Annotated in this window: 16 protein-coding genes; 10 read left to right on the top strand and 6 right to left on the bottom strand. The window is 71.4% G+C overall.

Going from position 1 to position 16,744, the window contains the following annotated elements; translation table 11 throughout:
- A complete protein-coding gene (locus HQN59_RS12760; protein ID WP_176069480.1) occupies positions 1–3,204 on the bottom strand; it encodes an efflux RND transporter permease subunit in 3,204 nt (1,067 codons plus the stop codon).
- Between the two features lie 324 nt (positions 3,205–3,528).
- Between HQN59_RS12760 and HQN59_RS12755 the strand changes: the two genes are divergently transcribed.
- The 3 genes from HQN59_RS12755 (at position 3,529) to HQN59_RS12745 (ending at position 5,759) form a co-directional block, all read left to right on the top strand.
- Positions 3,529–3,744: a hypothetical protein gene (locus tag HQN59_RS12755; RefSeq protein ID WP_176069479.1), complete on the top strand. Its 216-nt coding sequence runs from the start codon at positions 3,529–3,531 to the stop codon at positions 3,742–3,744.
- 207 nt (positions 3,745–3,951) lie between these two features.
- Entirely contained in the window at positions 3,952–5,007 is a 1,056-nt protein-coding gene (locus HQN59_RS12750) for an aromatic ring-hydroxylating dioxygenase subunit alpha (RefSeq protein WP_176069478.1), read from the top strand.
- A gap of 95 nt (positions 5,008–5,102) precedes the next feature.
- On the top strand, positions 5,103–5,759 hold the full coding sequence (locus HQN59_RS12745; protein WP_176069477.1) for a DUF4142 domain-containing protein: 657 nt from the start codon (positions 5,103–5,105) through the stop codon (positions 5,757–5,759).
- Positions 5,760–5,785: 26 nt separating this feature from the next.
- On the opposite strand, the gene HQN59_RS12740 is transcribed toward HQN59_RS12745, so the two are convergent.
- Complete coding sequence (locus HQN59_RS12740; RefSeq protein WP_176069476.1) at positions 5,786–6,385, bottom strand: DUF7822 domain-containing protein; 600 nt, start codon at positions 6,383–6,385, stop codon at positions 5,786–5,788.
- Between the two features lie 110 nt (positions 6,386–6,495).
- Here HQN59_RS12740 and HQN59_RS12735 point away from each other — a divergent pair, with 110 nt between their 5' ends.
- The 3 genes from HQN59_RS12735 (at position 6,496) to HQN59_RS12725 (ending at position 8,953) form a co-directional block, all read left to right on the top strand.
- Positions 6,496–7,599: a DUF3182 family protein gene (locus HQN59_RS12735; protein ID WP_176069475.1), complete on the top strand. Its 1,104-nt coding sequence runs from the start codon at positions 6,496–6,498 to the stop codon at positions 7,597–7,599.
- Positions 7,596–8,435: an alpha/beta hydrolase family protein gene (locus HQN59_RS12730; protein ID WP_176069474.1), complete on the top strand. Its 840-nt coding sequence runs from the start codon at positions 7,596–7,598 to the stop codon at positions 8,433–8,435. Before HQN59_RS12735 ends, HQN59_RS12730 begins: the two co-directional genes overlap by 4 nt.
- Before the next feature lie 230 nt (positions 8,436–8,665).
- Complete coding sequence (locus HQN59_RS12725) at positions 8,666–8,953, top strand: VF530 family protein (protein ID WP_176069473.1); 288 nt, start codon at positions 8,666–8,668, stop codon at positions 8,951–8,953.
- Here HQN59_RS12725 and HQN59_RS12720 read toward each other — a convergent pair whose 3' ends face one another.
- From HQN59_RS12720 to HQN59_RS12705, 4 genes are read right to left on the bottom strand one after another with little or no spacing between them, the layout of a single operon-like run.
- The gene (locus tag HQN59_RS12720) at positions 8,954–9,934 is read right to left on the bottom strand and encodes a Bug family tripartite tricarboxylate transporter substrate binding protein (RefSeq protein ID WP_176069472.1); all 981 of its coding nucleotides are present in this window, start codon (positions 9,932–9,934) and stop codon (positions 8,954–8,956) included.
- A 23-nt stretch (positions 9,935–9,957) separates the two neighbouring features.
- A complete protein-coding gene (locus HQN59_RS12715; RefSeq protein ID WP_176069471.1) occupies positions 9,958–11,208 on the bottom strand; it encodes an NAD(P)/FAD-dependent oxidoreductase in 1,251 nt (416 codons plus the stop codon).
- Between the two features lies 1 nt (position 11,209).
- Positions 11,210–12,424, bottom strand: a complete 1,215-nt coding sequence (locus HQN59_RS12710) for an amidohydrolase family protein (RefSeq protein ID WP_176069470.1) — start codon at positions 12,422–12,424, stop codon at positions 11,210–11,212.
- Positions 12,425–12,443: 19 nt separating this feature from the next.
- Complete coding sequence (locus HQN59_RS12705; RefSeq protein WP_176069469.1) at positions 12,444–13,424, bottom strand: Bug family tripartite tricarboxylate transporter substrate binding protein; 981 nt, start codon at positions 13,422–13,424, stop codon at positions 12,444–12,446.
- A gap of 111 nt (positions 13,425–13,535) precedes the next feature.
- On the opposite strand from HQN59_RS12705, the gene HQN59_RS12700 reads away from it, so the two are divergent.
- From HQN59_RS12700 to HQN59_RS12685, 4 genes are read left to right on the top strand one after another with little or no spacing between them, the layout of a single operon-like run.
- The gene (locus HQN59_RS12700) at positions 13,536–14,417 is read left to right on the top strand and encodes a carbon-nitrogen hydrolase family protein (protein ID WP_176069468.1); all 882 of its coding nucleotides are present in this window, start codon (positions 13,536–13,538) and stop codon (positions 14,415–14,417) included.
- On the top strand, positions 14,414–15,235 hold the full coding sequence (locus HQN59_RS12695; protein ID WP_176069467.1) for an IclR family transcriptional regulator: 822 nt from the start codon (positions 14,414–14,416) through the stop codon (positions 15,233–15,235). The genes HQN59_RS12700 and HQN59_RS12695 overlap by 4 nt, the downstream gene beginning before the upstream one ends.
- A gap of 24 nt (positions 15,236–15,259) precedes the next feature.
- The gene (locus HQN59_RS12690; RefSeq protein ID WP_176069466.1) at positions 15,260–16,216 is read left to right on the top strand and encodes a Bug family tripartite tricarboxylate transporter substrate binding protein; all 957 of its coding nucleotides are present in this window, start codon (positions 15,260–15,262) and stop codon (positions 16,214–16,216) included.
- On the top strand, positions 16,213–16,680 hold the full coding sequence (locus HQN59_RS12685) for a nuclear transport factor 2 family protein (protein WP_176069465.1): 468 nt from the start codon (positions 16,213–16,215) through the stop codon (positions 16,678–16,680). The genes HQN59_RS12690 and HQN59_RS12685 overlap by 4 nt, the downstream gene beginning before the upstream one ends.
- Positions 16,681–16,744: the final 64 nt, after the last annotated feature.

Below are 16,744 nucleotides of genomic sequence, written 5' to 3'. Positions count from 1 at the left end.
TCAGGTCTCCTGCGGGCTCGCGAGCGCGTGCGGGCGCGTCGCGCGCGCCTCCGCACGGTCGGCGAGCCAGCGGTGCACGCCGGCGAACACCACCGGCACGAAGAAGAGCGTCGAGACGGTCGCGAACAGCAGGCCGCCGATCACCGCACGGCCGAGCGGCGCGTTCTGCTCGGCGCCCTCGCCGATGCCGAGCGCCATCGGGATCATGCCGATGATCATCGCGAGCGCCGTCATCAGCACCGGGCGGATGCGGGTCGCGCCCGCCTCGAGCGCCGCCGACAGCGCCGGCACGCCGGCGTCCTTGCGCTGGCGTGCGAACGAGATGAGCAGGATGCTGTTCGCGGTGGCGACGCCCATCGTCATGATCGCGCCGGTGAGCGCCGGCACCGAGAGCGTGGTGCCGGTGATGAACAGCATCCAGGCGATGCCGGCGAGCGCGGCCGGCAGCGCCGCGATGATGATCGCGGCGTCGATCCACGACTGGAAGTTCACGACCACCAGCAGGTAGACCAGCACGATCGCGATCGCGAGGCCGACCCCGAGGCCGACGAACGACGACTGCATCGTCTCGACCTGACCGCGGATCGCGACCTGGCTGCCGCGCGGCAGCCGCGGCTTGAGCGCGTCGACCTTCTCCTGCACCTTGGCGGCGACGCTCGCGAGGTCGGTGCCCTGCACGCTGACGTAGACATCGACGATCGGCGTGATGTTGTAGCGCGAGACCACCGCGAGCTGGCGGCCCGGCTGCGCCTCGACGAGGTTGCCGAGCAGCTGCGGCTGCGTCCCGGGGTTGGCCGCCGTCGCCGGCGCGCCGACCGGCATGTTGAGCAGCGCGTCGAGCGAGCCGACGTTGTATTGCGGCGTCTGGACCTGGATGTTGTAGACGACGCCGTTCTGCGGGTTGAGCCAGAACGCGGGCGCGGTCTGCGAGCTGCCCGACAGCGACAGCAGCACGTTCTGGCCGACGTTGAAAGCCGACAGGCCCATCTGCTGCAGCCGGGTGCGGTCCATCTGCAGGTTGAGCGACGGCGCGTCGAGGCGCTGGTGCACGTGGGCATCGACCGCGCCCGGAATGGTGCGGATCTGCTTGACCAGCTCGCCGGCGAGCTCGATGTTGGCGGTCTGGTTGTTGCCGCTGAACTGGACGTCGATCGCTGCCGGCAGGCCGAAGTTGAGGATCTGCGTGACGATGTCGGCCGGCTGGAAGAAGAACTCGACGCCCGGGAAGCGCTGGGGAAGCTCCCGCCGCAGCTCGCGCACGAACTCCGCGGTCGGCCGGTGCCCTTCCTTGAGCGACAGGAGGATCTCGCCGTCGAGCGTGCCGATGGTCCCGGCGTTGGAATACGAGAGGTTGATGCCGCTGTTCGGAACGCCCAGGTTGTCGAGGATGGTCTCGAGCTCCTCGGGCGGCACGATCTTGCGGATCTCGGCCTGGACCGCGTCGGCCAGGCGCGCGGTCTCCTCGATGCGCGTGCCGGTCGGCGCGCGCATGTGCAGGCGGATCTGGCCGGCGTCGACGTCGGGGAAGAAGTCGCGCCCGAGCACCGGGTAGAGCCCGCACGAGAGCAGGCAGAACGCGGTGAAGCCGATCGCGAAGGGGCGCCGCCGCGCGAGCAGCGCCGACAGCGACAGCGTGTAGGCGCGCCGCACGCGCTCGAACTGGCGGTCGAAGCCGCGGTAGACACGCTGCAGCAGGCTCGGCTTGGCGTCCGCTTCGCTTTTGCCATGGCGCCGCATCAGCAGCATCACGAGCGTCGGCACCAGTGTCCGCGAGAGGATGTACGACGCCAGCATGGCGAACACCACCGCTTCGGCCAGCGGCACGAACAGGAACCGCGCGACCCCCGACAGGAAGAACATCGGCACGAACACGATGCAGATGCAGAGCGTCGAGACGAACGCGGCGACGCCGATCTCGTCGGCGCCGGTGCGGATCGCCTCCTTGAGCTCGGTGCCCATGTGCAGGTGTCGCTCGATGTTCTCGATCGTCACGATCGCCTGGTCGACCAGGATGCCGACCGCGAGCGCGAGGCCGCCGAGCGTCATCAGGTTGAGCGTCTCGCCGAGCGCGTAGAGCGCCAGGATCGATGCCAGGATCGAGAGCGGGATCGTCACCGCGATGATCAGCGTGCTCTTCCAGTTGCCGAGGAAGAGCAGCACCATCGCCGCGGTGAGCAGCGCCGCGATCAGCGCCTCGGCGACCACGCCCTTCACCGCTGCCTTCACGAACACCGACTGGTCGAACAGCGGCGTCACCTTCACGTCCGGCGGCAGCGTCGCCTGCGCGCGCGGCAGCAGCGCCTTCAGGTTGTCGACGATGTCGAGGGTCGAGGCGCCACCGTTCTTCAGCACCGAGAGCAGGACGCCGCGCACGCCGTCCTGGCGCACGATGTTGGTCTGCGGCTGGAAGCCGTCGCGCACGTAGGCGACGTCGCGCAGCAGCGTGGTCGCACCATTCGCGGTGCGGATCGGCAGCTCGTTGAGGCCCGCGATCGCGTCGGGCGACCCGTTCATCCGCACCGTGTACTCGGTCTCGCCGAGCTTGGCGGTGCCCGACGGCAGGATCAGGTTCTGCACGTTGATCGCGGCGACCACGTCGGCCGGCGCCATGCCGCGTGCCTGCAACGCCTGGGTGTCGAGATCGACCGAGATGAGCCGGCTCTTGCCGCCGTACGGCGCCGGGATGGCGACGCCGGGAATGGTGATCAGCTGCGGGCGCAGGCCGTTGATCGCGGTGTCGAACAGGGTCTGCTCGGGCAGCGTGGGGCTCGACAGGCCCAGCTGCACCACCGGGATGCTCGATGCCGAGTACTTGATGATCAGCGGCGGCGTGATCCCCGGCGGCAGCTGGCGCACCTGCGACTGGCCGATCGCCACCACCTGGGCCAGCGCGGTCTGGATGTTGGCGTGCGGCTGGAAGAACACCTTCACCACCGTGATGCCGGCGAGCGACGTCGACTCGATGTGCTCGATGTCGCTCACCGTGGTGGTGAGGCTGCGTTCGGTCTGACCCGCGATGCGCTGGCCCATCTCCTGCGCCGGCAGCCCGCCGTAGTTCCAGATGATCGAGATGACGGGAATGTCGATCTCGGGAAAGATGTCGGTGGCCATGTTGCGCAGCGCGAACGGCGTCGCGAGCACGATCAGCATCGCCATCACGATGAACGTGTACGGGCGCCGCAGGGCGAGCTGAACCATCGACATGGGCAGGGGGCTCGGTCAGGCACCGCGCGCGCGGGTGCGCAGCGGGGCGGCGCGCGCTCGCATCCGCGTCGGCGGACGGTCGCGGCCGGAAGGGTCGGCGCCGATCATAGGCAGAACGGAAATCCCGGCGAATCGGTGGGTTCCCATGGCCGCACCCGGCCCGGCGTGACGGAGTTGGCGTGCGTGGCCGCTACGAACGACAGGGGCGGCCGGCCCGTTCGGGGCGGGGCGCAACGGTGCCGAGCACGCGCGGCATGCGGCTTGCCGCAGCGGCTTGGACCGCCCGGTGCGCGCCCGCACCGCGCGCACCCCAGGAGACCACCGATGAGCCGACACGCAGACACCCCTTCCGGTCCGGGCAAGCCCCTGGCCGAACGCCGCGACGCCGTCGCCGAGCAGGAAGAGCTCGACGAGATGCAGCAGGACGAGTCCGCCGACAGCCAGGGCGACGCGATCGAGAACGCGCGCCACGCCGATCGCAACGCGCACAGCAACACCGACTCCGACAATCGGGGCGGCGGCCGCGGCGGCCAGAGCTGACGCCGGCGGGCGCCTCGCGCAGCCGGGGCCTGCTCCCGAGCCAGGGCGCCCGCGAGGCGCCCTTTCCTCGTCCGGCTCCCGGGACGCGGCCGGATCGGACGCGCGCCGCCGCGCGCCGCCCACGCGCCGGCCCGCAGGGCGGCGCGCTAGCATGGCCCGGCGCAGCCGCGACGGATTCGACGCGGCTGGCGCACCGCAGGAGGCTCCATGTACATCCGAAATGCCTGGTATGTCGCGTGCACGCCCGACGAGATCGCCGACGGGCGGCCGCTCGGCCGCACGGTGTGCGGCGAGCGGGTGGTGATCTTCCGGGCCGAGCAAGGCGTCGCCACCGCACTCGAGGACTTCTGCCCGCACCGCGGGGCGCCGCTCTCGCTCGGCAGCGTGCGCGACGACGGCCGGATCGTCTGCGGCTATCACGGCCTCGTGATGGGAGGCGACGGCCACTGCGTCGGCATGCCCGGGCAGCGCGTGCGGCCGCGCATCCGGAGCTATCCGACGATCGAGCGCTACGGCTTCGTGTGGGTCTGGCCGGGCGAGAAGGCGCTCGCCGATCCGGCCAAGCTGCACCACCTGCCGTGGGCGGAGAGCCCCGAGTGGGTGTATGCCGGTGGGCTGTTTCACATCGGCTGCGACTACCGGCTGATGATCGACAACCTGATGGACCTGACGCACGAGACCTACGTGCATGCGTCGAGCATCGGGCAGCGCGAGATCGAGGAGGCGGCGCCCGAGACCCGCGTCGAGGGCGACTCGGCGATCACCAGCCGCTTCATGAGCAACATCATGCCGCCGCCGTTCTGGCAGGCGGCGCTGCGCGGCAATGGCCTGGCCGACGACGTGCCGTGCGACCGCTGGCAGATCTGCCGCTTCACGCCGCCGAGCCACGTGATGATCGAGGTCGGCGTCGCGCACGCCGGCGAAGGCGGCTACGCCGCGCCGCCGGAAAAGAAGGCGTCGAGCATCGTGGTCGACTTCATCACGCCCGAGACCGACACGTCGATCTGGTACTTCTGGGGCATGGCGCGCAACTTCAACATCGGCGATGCGGCGCTCACCGAGACGATCCGCACCGGGCAGGCGAAGATCTTCGGCGAGGACCTGGCGATGCTCGAGTCGCAGCAGCGCAACCTCTCGGAGCAGCCGCGCCGCCACCTGATGCGCCTGAACATCGACATGGGCGGCTTCGAGTCGCGCCGCATCATCGAGCGCCTGGTCGCCGAGGAAAACAACGACCTGCTGCGGACCACGCCGACGGCGTAGGGCTCCGATTCGCAGGGTTCGCGAGCGGCGGCGATTGCGCCGCGAACGGCACGCGGATTGCCGAACTCCCGGGTTCAACCACAGGAGTTCCAGCCATGTCCCGTTCCTTTCCCACCCGCGCGTCGCTCGCTGCCGCGCTCCTGGCCGCTGGCCTCGTGACGGCGCAGGCCCAGCCCGCCCCCACCACCACCACGCCGAGCGCGACGACCCCGACGACCGCGGCCAACAGCGGCAGCAGCGGCACCGCCTCGGGCAGCAACGCGACGAGCGGGGCCGCGCGCGGCGCCGCGGTTCCGGCCGCCGACCGCCGCTTCGTCGAGAAGGCGGCGATGGGCGGCATGGCCGAGGTCGAGCTCGGCCGTCTCGCCCAGCAGAAGGCGCAGAACGATCAGGTCAAGCAGTTCGGCCAGCGCATGGTCGACGACCATTCACGCGCCAACAGCGAGCTGATGCAGATTGCCACCGGCAAGGGCATGCAGCCGCCGACCACCCTCGACAAGAAGGCGCAGAGCGATCGTGCCAAGCTCGAGAAGCTCTCGGGCGCCGACTTCGACCGCCAGTACATGGCGCACATGCTCGCCGACCACAAGAAGGACATCGCCGAGTTCCAGAAGGAGGCCAAGTCGGGCCGCGACGCCGACATCAAGGCGTTCGCCGCGAAGACGCTGCCGACGCTGCAGGACCACCTGAAGCTCGCGCAGACGACGCACGCGGCGGTGCGCGGCGGCGCCAAGGGCAACGCCAAGCACTGAGCCCGCCAGGCGCCTGGCCGACCCGCTCAGCCCTGGCTGAAATCCACGTGCAGCGCGTTCGACCAGGCGCCGAGCCCGAGCTGGCGCAGCAGCTTGAGCTGGTCGTCGTGATGCAGCGGAGCCGGCTTCGGCGCGAACAGGCGCCCGAGCAGGCCTTCGCGCCGCGGCGCCGGCGGGCGCCAGCGCAGGCGCTCGAGCACCGAGTCGATCTCGGGCTCGAGATGGCTCACCTCGATGAACAGCCGCGCGTTGAGTTCGGCCATCGGCTCCTCGCCCATGTCGAACAGCTCGCCGCCTTCGAGCACGATGAACTCGCGCCGGTTCTCGGGCCGGGTGAGGAAACGCAGCGTGTCGTCGATCAGCGGCTGGGCCGCCGGGAGGTCGATCTGGTGCAGGAACTTCTTCAGCCGCTCGAAGCCGAGCCGGTAGTTGCCGATGATCGCGATGTCGTCGCCCGGCACCTTCCAGATGATCGACTTGCAGGGCCTGGCCTGCTCCGACACCAGGATCTTGAAGGCGAGCGGGAAGTCGTAGGCCCATTCGGCCAGGCCGACCGGCAGGCGCCCGAAATCCGGGCCGTCGCCGGGGTTCGAGTCGGTCGCGTACAGATAGCTGCGGTTGGCCACGGGCGAATCGTCGTCGGGTCGGCAGGAGGTCGCGGGCGGCGGGCTGCCCTCGCCACGCGCGCGGCCGGCGTGCACCGGCGGGCCAAGGCTACAACGACGGCGCCGCTTCCATGCTGAGCGCCCACCGACGCGTGACCTTCCTCGCGTGCCGCCCCGACGCGCGCGAGCACGAGATCGTCACCCAGCGCTGCCTCGCCAGGCGCCTGGCGACGCTGATCGGCTGTGCGTTCGGCGAGACCGACGGCAACGGCGCAGCGCCCGACGGCGGCTTCGGCTACGTGGTGCCGAACGAGACGCTGACCTCGCTCGACAGGGCGCGTGCGTTCGGCATCGCCGGCGAGGACGACCTCTTCGGCGGCGTCGTCCCGCACCCGTTCGTCGCCACCAAGACGATCACCCATCCGCTGGTCGAGGCCGACGCAGCAGCGCCGCCGGGCTGGAGCCACGCCTTCGCGGACCGGGTGCGCGACGTCGTGCTGCCGGGCTTCGCGGCGTTCTCGCTGCACGACGCCGCCACCGCCGGGCGCCGCCTGCTCGCGGGCGGCGCGGTCCGCATCAAGCTCGCGTGCGGCATCGGCGGCTCGGGCCAGAGCGTCGCCCGCGACACCGCCGAGCTCGACGCGCAGCTCGGCGCGCTCGAGGCTGCCGAGATCGCGCGCCACGGCCTCGTGGTCGAGCGCAACCTCGACGAGATCCGCACCTACAGCGTCGGCCAGGTGCGCGTCGGCTCGATGCTCGCGAGCTACTACGGCACGCAATGCGCGACGCGCAACCGGCACGGCCACGAGGTCTACGGCGGCTCGACGCTCACCGTCGCGCCGGGCGGCCTCGAGACGCTCGGCCGGATCGCGCCGGACGAGGGTGTGCGCCGCGCGGTCGCGCAGGCGCGCACGTACCACGCTGCGGCGCTCGCCTGCTTCGACGGCATGTTCGCGTCGCGCGCCAACTACGACGTTGCCGCGGGGCACGACGCCGACGGGCGGCCGCACGCCGGCGTGCTCGAACAGTCGTGGCGGATCGGCGGCGCGAGCGGCGCCGAGATCGCGGCGCTCGAGGCGATCGCCGCCGACCCCGGCCTCGATACCGTGCAGGCGTCGACGGTCGAGATGCACGGCCCCGACCAGACCCCGCCCGACGGCGCCGTCGTCTACTTCGCCGGGGTCGACGACCACCTCGGACCGATCACCAAGTACGCCGTCCTGCAACGCCGATGACCACCCGCGACGAGAAGATCGAGATCCAGGGCGCCTGCGACAAGCTCGCCGGCACGCTCATCACCCCCGGCATGCTGGTGCCCGGCGTGCTCTTCGTGCACGGCTGGGGCGGCAGCCAGCAGCAGTACCTGGTGCGCGCGCGCAAGGTGGCCGGGCTGGGCTGCGTGTGCCTCACGTTCGATCTCGGCGGCCATGCCGCGACCAAGGAGCAGCGCGAGCAGGTTTCGCGCGAGACCAACCTGCGCGACCTCACCGCAGCGTACGACCGCCTCGTCGAGCACCCGTCGGTCGACCCGTCGGCGATCGCGGTGGTCGGCAGCAGCTACGGCGGCTACCTGGCGGCCTTTCTCACGACCATCCGCCCGGTGCGCTGGCTCGCGCTGCGCGTGCCGGCGCTCTACATCGACGACGGCTGGGAGGTGCCCAAGCTCCAGCTCCACAAGGACCAGGACCTGCGTGCCTACCGTCGCAACTTCGTCGCCGCGGGGCGCAACGGCGCGCTGCGTGCCTGCGCCGAGTTCAAGGGCGACGTGCTGCTGGTCGCGTCCGAGCACGACGACATCATTCCGCCGGCGGTGATCGAGAGCTATCGCGAGGCCTGCGTGCAGGCGAAGTCGCTGACCTACCGCAACATGACGGGCGCCGACCACGGCCTCACGCAGGAGGTCCATCAGCGCGCGTACAGCGCCCTGCTGCTGCAGTGGCTTGCCGAGATGTTCGCGAGCGCGCGGCGCGATCCCGACACGGGACCGGAACCCGCGATCGCGGCCGCCGAAGCCGCCACCGGCGCCGGGGAAGCGGTGCACGAGCCGGAGGCGCCGCCGATGGCGTCGTAGCACCGGCGGTCGCGGCGCGACGGCGCGCAACGGCTCCATCGGTGAAGCACGGGCGCGATCCGACCGCGACCACGGCGTCGCGCGCGCTCGCGACGCCAACCGCTGGTCGGCTGCGTCCCGCGGGCCAGGGTCTCGCGTCGCCATCGAGCCCGGCGAGCGGCTACGCTCGCGCCTTCGGCCTTCCTCGGCCGCGCGGCTCTCGTTCCTTCGCCGCTTTGACCCTGCCCTGCATGGACGATCCCGCCTCCCCGCCTGCGCAACCGCGCAACCCGCTGCACGGCCTCACGCTCGAGGCGATCGTGACCGCGCTCGTCGAGCAGTACGGCTGGGAGGGCCTCGCGGAGCGGGTGCCGGTGCGCTGCTTCAGCGTCGAGCCGAGCCTCGCGTCGAGCCTGAGATTCCTGCGCAAGACGCCGTGGGCGCGCGAGAAGGTCGAGGGGCTCTACCTCTTCATGCTGCGCGACCGTCGCCGCGGACAGCGCGCACCCGGCACCGGCGACCCACCCGCCTCGAGGTGATCAGTCGGGCTTGACCCCGGCGTCGCGCACGATCTTGCCCCACTTGGCCGACTCGGCGCGCATGAAGCTGCCGAACGCGTCGGGGCCGCTCGCGGCGATCTGCATGCCCAGGCCCTGCAGCTTGTCGTGCACGTCGGGCGCCTGCAGTGCCTTGACCACCTCGCCGTGCATCCGCGCCACCACGTCGCCCGGTGTTCCCGCGGGCGCGAGCAGGCCGAACCACTGCAACGCCTCGAAGCCGGGAAGGCCCGACGCGCCGACGGTCGGCACGTTCGGCGCGACCGGAGACGGCCTGGCGTCGGTGACGGCCAGCATGTTGAGCTTGCCCGCCTGCACGTGCGGCAGGAACGCGACCGCGGTGCCGAACGCGACCTGGACGCGCCCGGCGACCAGGTCGAGCGTCATCGGCGTATCGCCCTTGTACGGCACGTGCTGCATCTCGATGCCGGCGAGCGACTTGAAGTACTCGGCAGTGAGCTGCGAAACGCTTCCGTTCCCGGTCGAGCCGTACATCACCTGACCCGGCTTCGACTTCGCCCAGGCGATGAACTCGCCGACGCTGCGCGCCGGCACCGACGGATGCACCACCATCAGGATGGTCGCCGTGCCGAGCAGCGTCACGGGCGTGAAGTCGCGCACCGGGTCGTACGGCAGCTTGGTGTAGAGCGCGGGCGCGATCGCCTGGGTACTGCTGGTGCCCAGCAGGAAGGTGTAGCCGTCGGGCGGTGCCTTGGCCGCGGCATCCGAGCCGAGGGTGCCCCCGGCGCCGGCGCGGTTCTCGACCACCACCGGCTGGCCGAGCGCGCGCGAGACTTTCTCGCCGATCAGCCGGCCGACGACGTCGGTCGATCCGCCGGCGGGAAACGGAATCACGAGCCGGATCGGGCGCGACGGCCATGACTGCGCGTGTCCGGGCGTCGCCGCGATGCAAAGAGCGACGGCGAAACCGGCGACGACGGAACGACGGCTGAGGCGGGACATGGCGACTCCTGGAGATGAAACGATCAGCCGAGCGCAAGTTCCGCGCCGGCCGTGGCGGCGGTGCGCGCGTCCAGCAGGGCGTCGGCGATGCGGGCGGCGGTGTTGAGCGAATCGGTCAGACCCAAATGGCCGTGGCCGACGGCGAGCCAGAGGCCCCGATGGCGTGGCGCGGGTCCGATCACCGGCACCGAATCGGGCATGCACGGGCGATGGCCCATCCAGACGCGGCTCGGCAGAGGCTCGAGGCCGGGGAAGGTCTCGCGCGCGATGCGGCCGAGCACCGCAGCGCGACGCTCGTCGGGTGGCGCGTCGAGCCCGGCGATCTCGACCGTGCCGCCGACGCGCAGCCCGTCCTCCATCGGCGCCACGAAGATCTTGCGGTCGGCGAGGACGACGGTGCGCGAGACGATGTCGCGCCCGCCCTCGAACTGCACGTGATAGCCGCGCTGGCTCTCGAGCGCGAGGTCGACGCCGAGCGGGGCCAGCAGCGTGCGTGACCAGGCGCCGGCCGCCACGACGACATGGTCGAACCTTTCCTGCTCCGCGTCGCCGCCGGTGCGCAGGCGCCAGCCGCTGCCTTCGGGCACCACCGCGTGCACCGACGCGCGCAGCAGCCGTCCCCCGGTGCCGGTGAACGCGCGCGCCATCGCCTGCACGTAGCGGAACGGGTTGAGGATGGTCGCGTGATCGGCGAGGTACACGCCGACTCGGTAGCGTGCCGCGACGTTCGGCTCGAGCGCCTCGATGCCGGCGCGGTCGAGCCGCTCGACCCGGTAGCCGTAGGTCTCGCGCAGGCGCCAGCCGGTCGCGTCCTTCGCGAGCGCCTGTGCGTCGGGGTAGAGGTGCAGGTGGCCGCGCCGCAAAAACAGCTCCGGCACGCCGAGCTCGCGTGCCATCGCCTCGTGCGCGTCGAGCGCACCCGCGTGCAGCGCCGCGAGCCTGGCGGCCGAGCGCTCGACCGTCGCCGGACGCGCCGACGCGACGAAGCGCAGCAGCCACGGCAGCGCGCGCGGCAGGTAGCTCATGCGCAGATAGAGCGGGCTCTCGTCGTCGAACAGCATCGTCGGCACGGACGCCAGCACGCCGGGCAGCGCGAGCGGTGCGACCGAGCCGGGGCTCACCGCGCCCGAGTTGCCGAAGCTGCAGCCGCGGCCCGGTTCGTCGCGATCGACGAGCGTGACGTCGGCACCCCGCTTTCCGAGCGCGTACGCGATGCTGGTGCCGACGATGCCGGCGCCGACCACCGCGACGCGCGGCGTTGCGTTGGCCGGCATCTCAGCGCGCCTCGGCGCGCTTGTCGGCGACGACGCGGCCGTCCTTGAGCACGAGGCGCAGGCGCCGGACCTGGTTGATGTCGTCGAGCGGGTTGCCCGCGACGACGATGAGGTCGGCGATCTTGCCGACCTCGATGGTGCCGAGCTGGTCGCCGACGCCGCAGATCGCGGCGCCGTTGCGCGTCGCGGCGACCAGCGCCTGCCACGGCGTCGCGCCGTCGCGCACCCAGAGGCCGAGCTCGAGCAGCGCGGCGTCCTTGAGCGGCCGGATGTCGGAGCCGAGCGCCATCTTCACGCCCGCGTTCAGCGCCTTGATGAAGCCGGCCTGGTGCACGTCGGAGGCGGCGTCGGCCCGGCAGCACAGGCTGTGCGAGAGGTTGCGGTTCTTGACCCAGCGGTGCTCCCAGTCGTTGGTCGCCTGCCCCGGCGTGAGGTGGCTGATCGACAGGGTCGGCACGTACCAGACGTCGTGCTCGAGGAACAGCTCGATGCACTCGTCGTCGAGGATGTAGCCGTGCTCGATGCTGTGCGCGCCGAGCTGGATGGCGGCCTTGACCGCCGTCGGGTTGGTGGCGTGCGCCATCACCTTGAACTCGCGCAGCTTGCAGATGTCGAACGCCGCCTTCAGCTCGTCGTCGAGCAGGAACGAGTGGCGGTGCAGGTCCCAGGCCGGCCCCATGATGCCGCCCGAGAGGTTGAGCTTGATGTGGTCGACGCCGTTCTTGATCTGCTCGCGGATCGCCTTGACCCAGCCGTACGGCCCGTCGACCTCGAGCGCGTGCCCCGAGGTGAGGAAGTGGCCGCCGGTGGTGGTGAGGAAATGGCCCGACGCGAACAGGCGCGGGCCGAGGTGCTGGCCCGACTCGAACGCACGCTTCCACGCCACGTCCATGAAGTGGTGCGCGCCGGCGCAGCGGAAGCCGACGATGCCCGACTCGAGCAGCCCCGCCTGCAGCCGGTGCCCGAACAGCGTCACCTGGTCGGCGAGCGGCATCTCCGCGAGCGACAGGTAGTCGGGGTGGATGTGCACGTCCCAGAGGCCCGGCATCAGGTAGTTGCCCTCCAGGTCGATCGTCTCGGCGTCGCCGATCGCGGGCACCGCGCCGCCCGGGAAGATCTCCTTGATGCGGCCGTCCTCGAGAAGGACCGAGCAGTCGGGTTGGGCGCGCGGTTCGACGCAGTCGATCAGCGTCGCATGGGTCAGCAGGGTTCTCATCGGGATCGGCTTCGGAGGGTCATTCGGCGACGATGCCGATGCGCGCGGCGAGCGTCTTCCACTTGTTGACTTCGGCTTGAACGAACCGGGCGAACTCGTCGGCCGACTGCGGCGACGCGACGATGCCGCGGTCGCTGAACGCCTTCGAGAGCTCGGGAGCGTTGAGCAGCGCGACCGTCTCGCCGTTGACGCGCTCGAGGATCGCTCGCGGCGTGCGCGCCGGCGCGAACAGGCCGAACCAGGTGCCGCCCGAGAACTCGGGAAGGCCTGCCTCGGCGAACGTCGGCACCTGCGGCGCACCCGGCAGGCGCTGGCTCGTCGCCACGGCGAGTGCCCGCAGCTTGCCGGCGCGCACGTGCTCGAGCACCGCCGGCGGCGTGTCGAACGTGTACTGCACCTGCCCGCCGATCAGGTCGGTGATCGACGGACCGCTGCCCTTGTAAGGGACGTGGACACTGCTGACGCCGGTGAGCGACTTGAACAGCTCGCCCGCCAGGTGGTTCGACGTGTTGTTGCCGAACGAGGAGTAGTTGAGCTTGCCCGGGTTGCCCTTCGCGTAGGCAATGAACTCGGCCAGCGTATTCGCAGGCACCGACGGGTTGACCACCAGGAAGAACGGCACCTGGCCGACGCGTGTGATCGGCTGCAGGTCGCGCAGCGGGTCGTACGGCATCGCCTTCATCGTGATCGGGGCGATCGAGACCTCGGGCGACGCCGCGAGCAGGAGCGTGTAGCCGTCGGCCTCGGCGCGCGCCACCGACGCCGCGCCGACCGTGCCGCCGGCGCCGGCGCGGTTGTCGACGACGACCTGCTGGCCGAGCTTGCGCGACAGCGCATCGGCGAGCAGGCGGCCGGCGACGTCGGTGCTGCCGCCGGGCGGGTAGCCGATCACCAGGCGAACCGGGCGCGCCGGCCACGCAGCAGCGGGCGCCGGCTGCGCGAGGACGCCGCGACTCGCCAGGGTGGCCGCGGACGCGAGCAGGAAATGGCGACGCTCCATGCGAAATGCTCCATCGGGACGCGGCAGTGGCCGCGGGGCTGCCGCACTGTAGGCGACCCTGTTATCGCTCTGCAATGTGTCAATATCGCGTATCGATAAGGAGCGGCCCACATGGCGAGAACCCTCACGCTGGCGGCGGCGCAGACCGGCAGCGTCGTCGACGGCGACCTCGGCGCGATCACCGAGGCCGCGCATGCGCTGCTCGACGAAGCCGCGCGCCGCGACGTGCGGCTGCTGAGCTTCGCCGAGCTGTTCCTCACGCCTTTTTTCGCCAACCGGCTCGAGGAGAACTTCGACCGCTGGTTCATGCACGACACCCACGAGGTGCTGCTCGGCCTGCGCGAGAAGGCACGCCGGCACCGCATCGCGCTGGTGCTGCCGTTCGCCGAGCGCGCGAACGACGGCTGGTTCAACAGCGCGTTCGTCTACGACGAGGACGGCCGCGAGGCCGGGCGCTACCGCAAGACGCACATCCCCGCCTATTTCCCGAGCGACGGCCCGGGCGGCACCGGCAGCTTCGAGAAGTTCTACTTCGCGCCCGGCGGCTCGCTCGCGACGTATGCGGTCGCCGGCACCCGCATCGGCGTGCAGATCTGCAACGACCGGCTCTATCCGGAAGCCTCGCGCGCGCTCGCGCTCGCCGGCGCCGAGCTGATCGCGATGCCGATCGCGTTCTCCACCTACGCCGACCCGGCCCAGCGCAGCTCGATCTGGGAGGTGCCGCTGCGGGCGCGCGCCTACGAGAACGGCGTCTTCGTGCTCGCCTGCAACCGCGTGGGCACCGAGGGCCCGCGCCACCACCTGGGGCGCAGCATGATCGTCGACCCGCGCGGCATGATCGTCGCCGAAGCGGGCACGCAGGAGCCCGAGTTGCTCACGGCCGAGGTCGATCTCGACGCGGTCAGCGCGGCGCGCAAGCACTTTCCATGGTGGCGCGATCGGCGGCCCGACCTCTACGGCAGCCTCGTCGCGGCGGCCCACGCTGCACGATGACGCTGCCGCCGGCTCCCGCGCGCCCTCGCCCGGCGCTCGCGCCGGCCGAGGGCGCGAGCCCGCTGTTCGTCGGCTCGGTCGCCAAGTGCTTCCGGGTGCTGGAGGCGCTCAACACCGCCGGGCGCGCGGTCGGCCTGACCGAGCTTGCGCAGATGGCGCGCCTCGATCGCAGCGCGGTGCAGCGCATCACCCACACGCTGCGCGTGCTCGGCTATCTTCGGCAGGACGCCGCGAGCAAGGCGTTCCGGTTGTCCGGACGCATGCTCGAGTTCGGTCATACCGTTCTCGCGACCGACCAGTTGCGCGAGCGCGCGCAGCCGCATCTCGAGGCGCTGAACCGGCGCACCTCGGAAACGGTCAACCTGATGGAGCTCGAAGGCGACGAGATCGTCTACGTCGCGCGCTACCCGAGCGTGCACGCGGTGAGCGTCGACCTGCACGTCGGCTCGCGCCTGCCGGCGTTCTGCACCGCGGCGGGTCGCGCGATCCTCTCGCGCATGGAGCCCGCCGACGCGCTGGCCCGGCTCAAGGCCGCGCGCCGCACCGCGATGACGCCGCGCACCGTCACCGACCTCGCCGGCCTCAGGCACGCCCTCGAACGGGCCCGCGAGCAGGGCTACGCGCTCAACGACCAGGAGGCATTCATCGGCGACGTCTCGATCGCCGCGGCGCTGGTCGACCCGCACGGGCACCCGCTCGGCGCCGTCAACATCGCCGTGCCGACGCCGCGCTGGCAACTCGCCGACGTGCTGGCGCGCCTGGTGCCGCCGCTCCTGAAGACCGCCGCGGCGATCACCCGCGAGGTGAAGTACCTCTAACCCACTGACCGACTGGAGATCGACATGAGGTTCACACGACGGATCGCAGCGATGGCGTTCGGCGCGGGCGTGCTGCTCGCAGCGTCGGCCCACGCGCAGCCGCAGGCCGACAGCTACCCCGAGCGCGCGATCACGGTGGTGGTTCCGTGGCCGGCGGGCGGCTTCACCGACCGGCTCGGCCGGCTGATGGCCGAGAAGATGCAGGCGATCCTGGGCAAGCCCGTGCTGGTCGAGAACCGGCCCGGTGCGAGCGCCGGCATCGGCTCCGAGCAGGTCATGCGCGCCGCGCCCGACGGCTACACGCTGCTCGTGACGTCGACCGACGGCACCGTCAAGCTGCTGCAGGGCAAGGGCACCGACCCGGTCACGCAATTCACGCAGATCGCGATGCTCGCGGCGCAGCCGGTCACGCTGTCGGTCGGACCGAAGTTCAAGGGCAGCACGCTCGCCCAGTTCGTCGATGAGGCCAAACGCGCGCCGGGCAGCATCGCCTATGCGTCCAACGGCGAAGGCGGCGCCACCCACTACGGCATGGAGATCTTCGCCAGGCAGGCCGGCATCCAGCTCAGTCACATCCCGTACAAGGGCACCGCGCCGGCCCTGCAGGACCTGGTCGGCGGCCAGGTCGAGGCGACGCTGGTCAGCCTGCAGGGCGTCGGCGCGATGCTCCAGGGCGGCCGCGCCCGGGCGCTCGCGATCACCGCGCCGCAGCGCGTCGCCGCGGCGCCGAACATCCCGACCTTCGCCGAATCGGGCTACCCCGGCTTCGATCTCACGCTCTGGTACGGAATGGTCGGACCGAAAGGAATGCCGGAGCCGATCGTCCGCAAGCTCAACCAGCTGCTGCGCAGCGCGCTCGCCGCGCCCGACGTGCAGCAGGCGCTGCGCTCGGCGGCGGCCGAGCCGGTGACCGGATCGCCCGAGGAGATGCTGCAGTTCGTGCAGAACGAAGCGGCGCGCTGGCGCACGATGATCCGATGAGCGCGTCGGACGACGACTTCCGGACCCGCCTCGCGGTGCAGGAGCGCCTCGTCGACTACTGGTGGGACGTCGATGCCAACGACGCGAAGGGCGCGCTCGACTTCTACACCGCGGACTGCGTCTACTCGATGCTCGAGCACCGCATGGACGGACCGGCTGCGGTCGCCGACTACTACGCCTATCGCGCATCGCGCGGCGCGCGCCTGGTGCGCCACGTGCTGACCAACCTGCGCACGCGCGTCACCGGTGCCGACACCGCATCCGTCGCCGGGATCCTGACCGTCTACGCCGCCGACGGCGTGCCGGTGCTGCCGTCGAACCCGCCGATCCTGGTGGCCGACAACACGGCCGACTTCGTGCGCGGTGACGACGGCGCATGGCGCATGCGGCTGCACCGCATCACGGCGCTGTTCCGGGGCGGCGTGCCGGTGCTGGTGCCGCCGGGGGCAGCCTCGGGCGGCTGATCGCCGGCCTTGCGGCGGCGCCGCGCGCACGCCACTTGCCCGGGGTCATCTCTCGGCCGGCCGA

The organism is Rhizobacter koreensis, assembly GCF_013366375.1.
In the GTDB taxonomy this organism is placed as follows: domain Bacteria; phylum Pseudomonadota; class Gammaproteobacteria; order Burkholderiales; family Burkholderiaceae_C; genus Schlegelella_A; species Schlegelella_A koreensis.
This window is presented reverse-complemented; position numbering and strand designations above follow the sequence as displayed.

What these genes read in the sequence shown, in the direction of transcription:
- HQN59_RS12685 (WP_176069465.1), top strand. Translation starts at nt 16,213, where the DNA reads ATGAGCGCGTCGGACGACGACTTCCGGACCCGCCTCGCGGTGCAGGAG.
- HQN59_RS12700 (WP_176069468.1), top strand. Translation starts at nt 13,536, where the DNA reads ATGGCGAGAACCCTCACGCTGGCGGCGGCGCAGACCGGCAGCGTCGTC.
- HQN59_RS12715 (WP_176069471.1), bottom strand. Translation starts at nt 11,208, where the DNA reads ATGCCGGCCAACGCAACGCCGCGCGTCGCGGTGGTCGGCGCCGGCATC.
- HQN59_RS12760 (WP_176069480.1), bottom strand. Translation starts at nt 3,204, where the DNA reads ATGTCGATGGTTCAGCTCGCCCTGCGGCGCCCGTACACGTTCATCGTG.
- HQN59_RS12750 (WP_176069478.1), top strand. Translation starts at nt 3,952, where the DNA reads ATGTACATCCGAAATGCCTGGTATGTCGCGTGCACGCCCGACGAGATC.
- HQN59_RS12755 (WP_176069479.1), top strand. Translation starts at nt 3,529, where the DNA reads ATGAGCCGACACGCAGACACCCCTTCCGGTCCGGGCAAGCCCCTGGCC.
- HQN59_RS12730 (WP_176069474.1), top strand. Translation starts at nt 7,596, where the DNA reads ATGACCACCCGCGACGAGAAGATCGAGATCCAGGGCGCCTGCGACAAG.
- HQN59_RS12695 (WP_176069467.1), top strand. Translation starts at nt 14,414, where the DNA reads ATGACGCTGCCGCCGGCTCCCGCGCGCCCTCGCCCGGCGCTCGCGCCG.
- HQN59_RS12690 (WP_176069466.1), top strand. Translation starts at nt 15,260, where the DNA reads ATGAGGTTCACACGACGGATCGCAGCGATGGCGTTCGGCGCGGGCGTG.
- HQN59_RS12745 (WP_176069477.1), top strand. Translation starts at nt 5,103, where the DNA reads ATGTCCCGTTCCTTTCCCACCCGCGCGTCGCTCGCTGCCGCGCTCCTG.
- HQN59_RS12735 (WP_176069475.1), top strand. Translation starts at nt 6,496, where the DNA reads ATGCTGAGCGCCCACCGACGCGTGACCTTCCTCGCGTGCCGCCCCGAC.
- HQN59_RS12710 (WP_176069470.1), bottom strand. Translation starts at nt 12,424, where the DNA reads ATGAGAACCCTGCTGACCCATGCGACGCTGATCGACTGCGTCGAACCG.
- HQN59_RS12720 (WP_176069472.1), bottom strand. Translation starts at nt 9,934, where the DNA reads ATGTCCCGCCTCAGCCGTCGTTCCGTCGTCGCCGGTTTCGCCGTCGCT.
- HQN59_RS12725 (WP_176069473.1), top strand. Translation starts at nt 8,666, where the DNA reads ATGGACGATCCCGCCTCCCCGCCTGCGCAACCGCGCAACCCGCTGCAC.
- HQN59_RS12705 (WP_176069469.1), bottom strand. Translation starts at nt 13,424, where the DNA reads ATGGAGCGTCGCCATTTCCTGCTCGCGTCCGCGGCCACCCTGGCGAGT.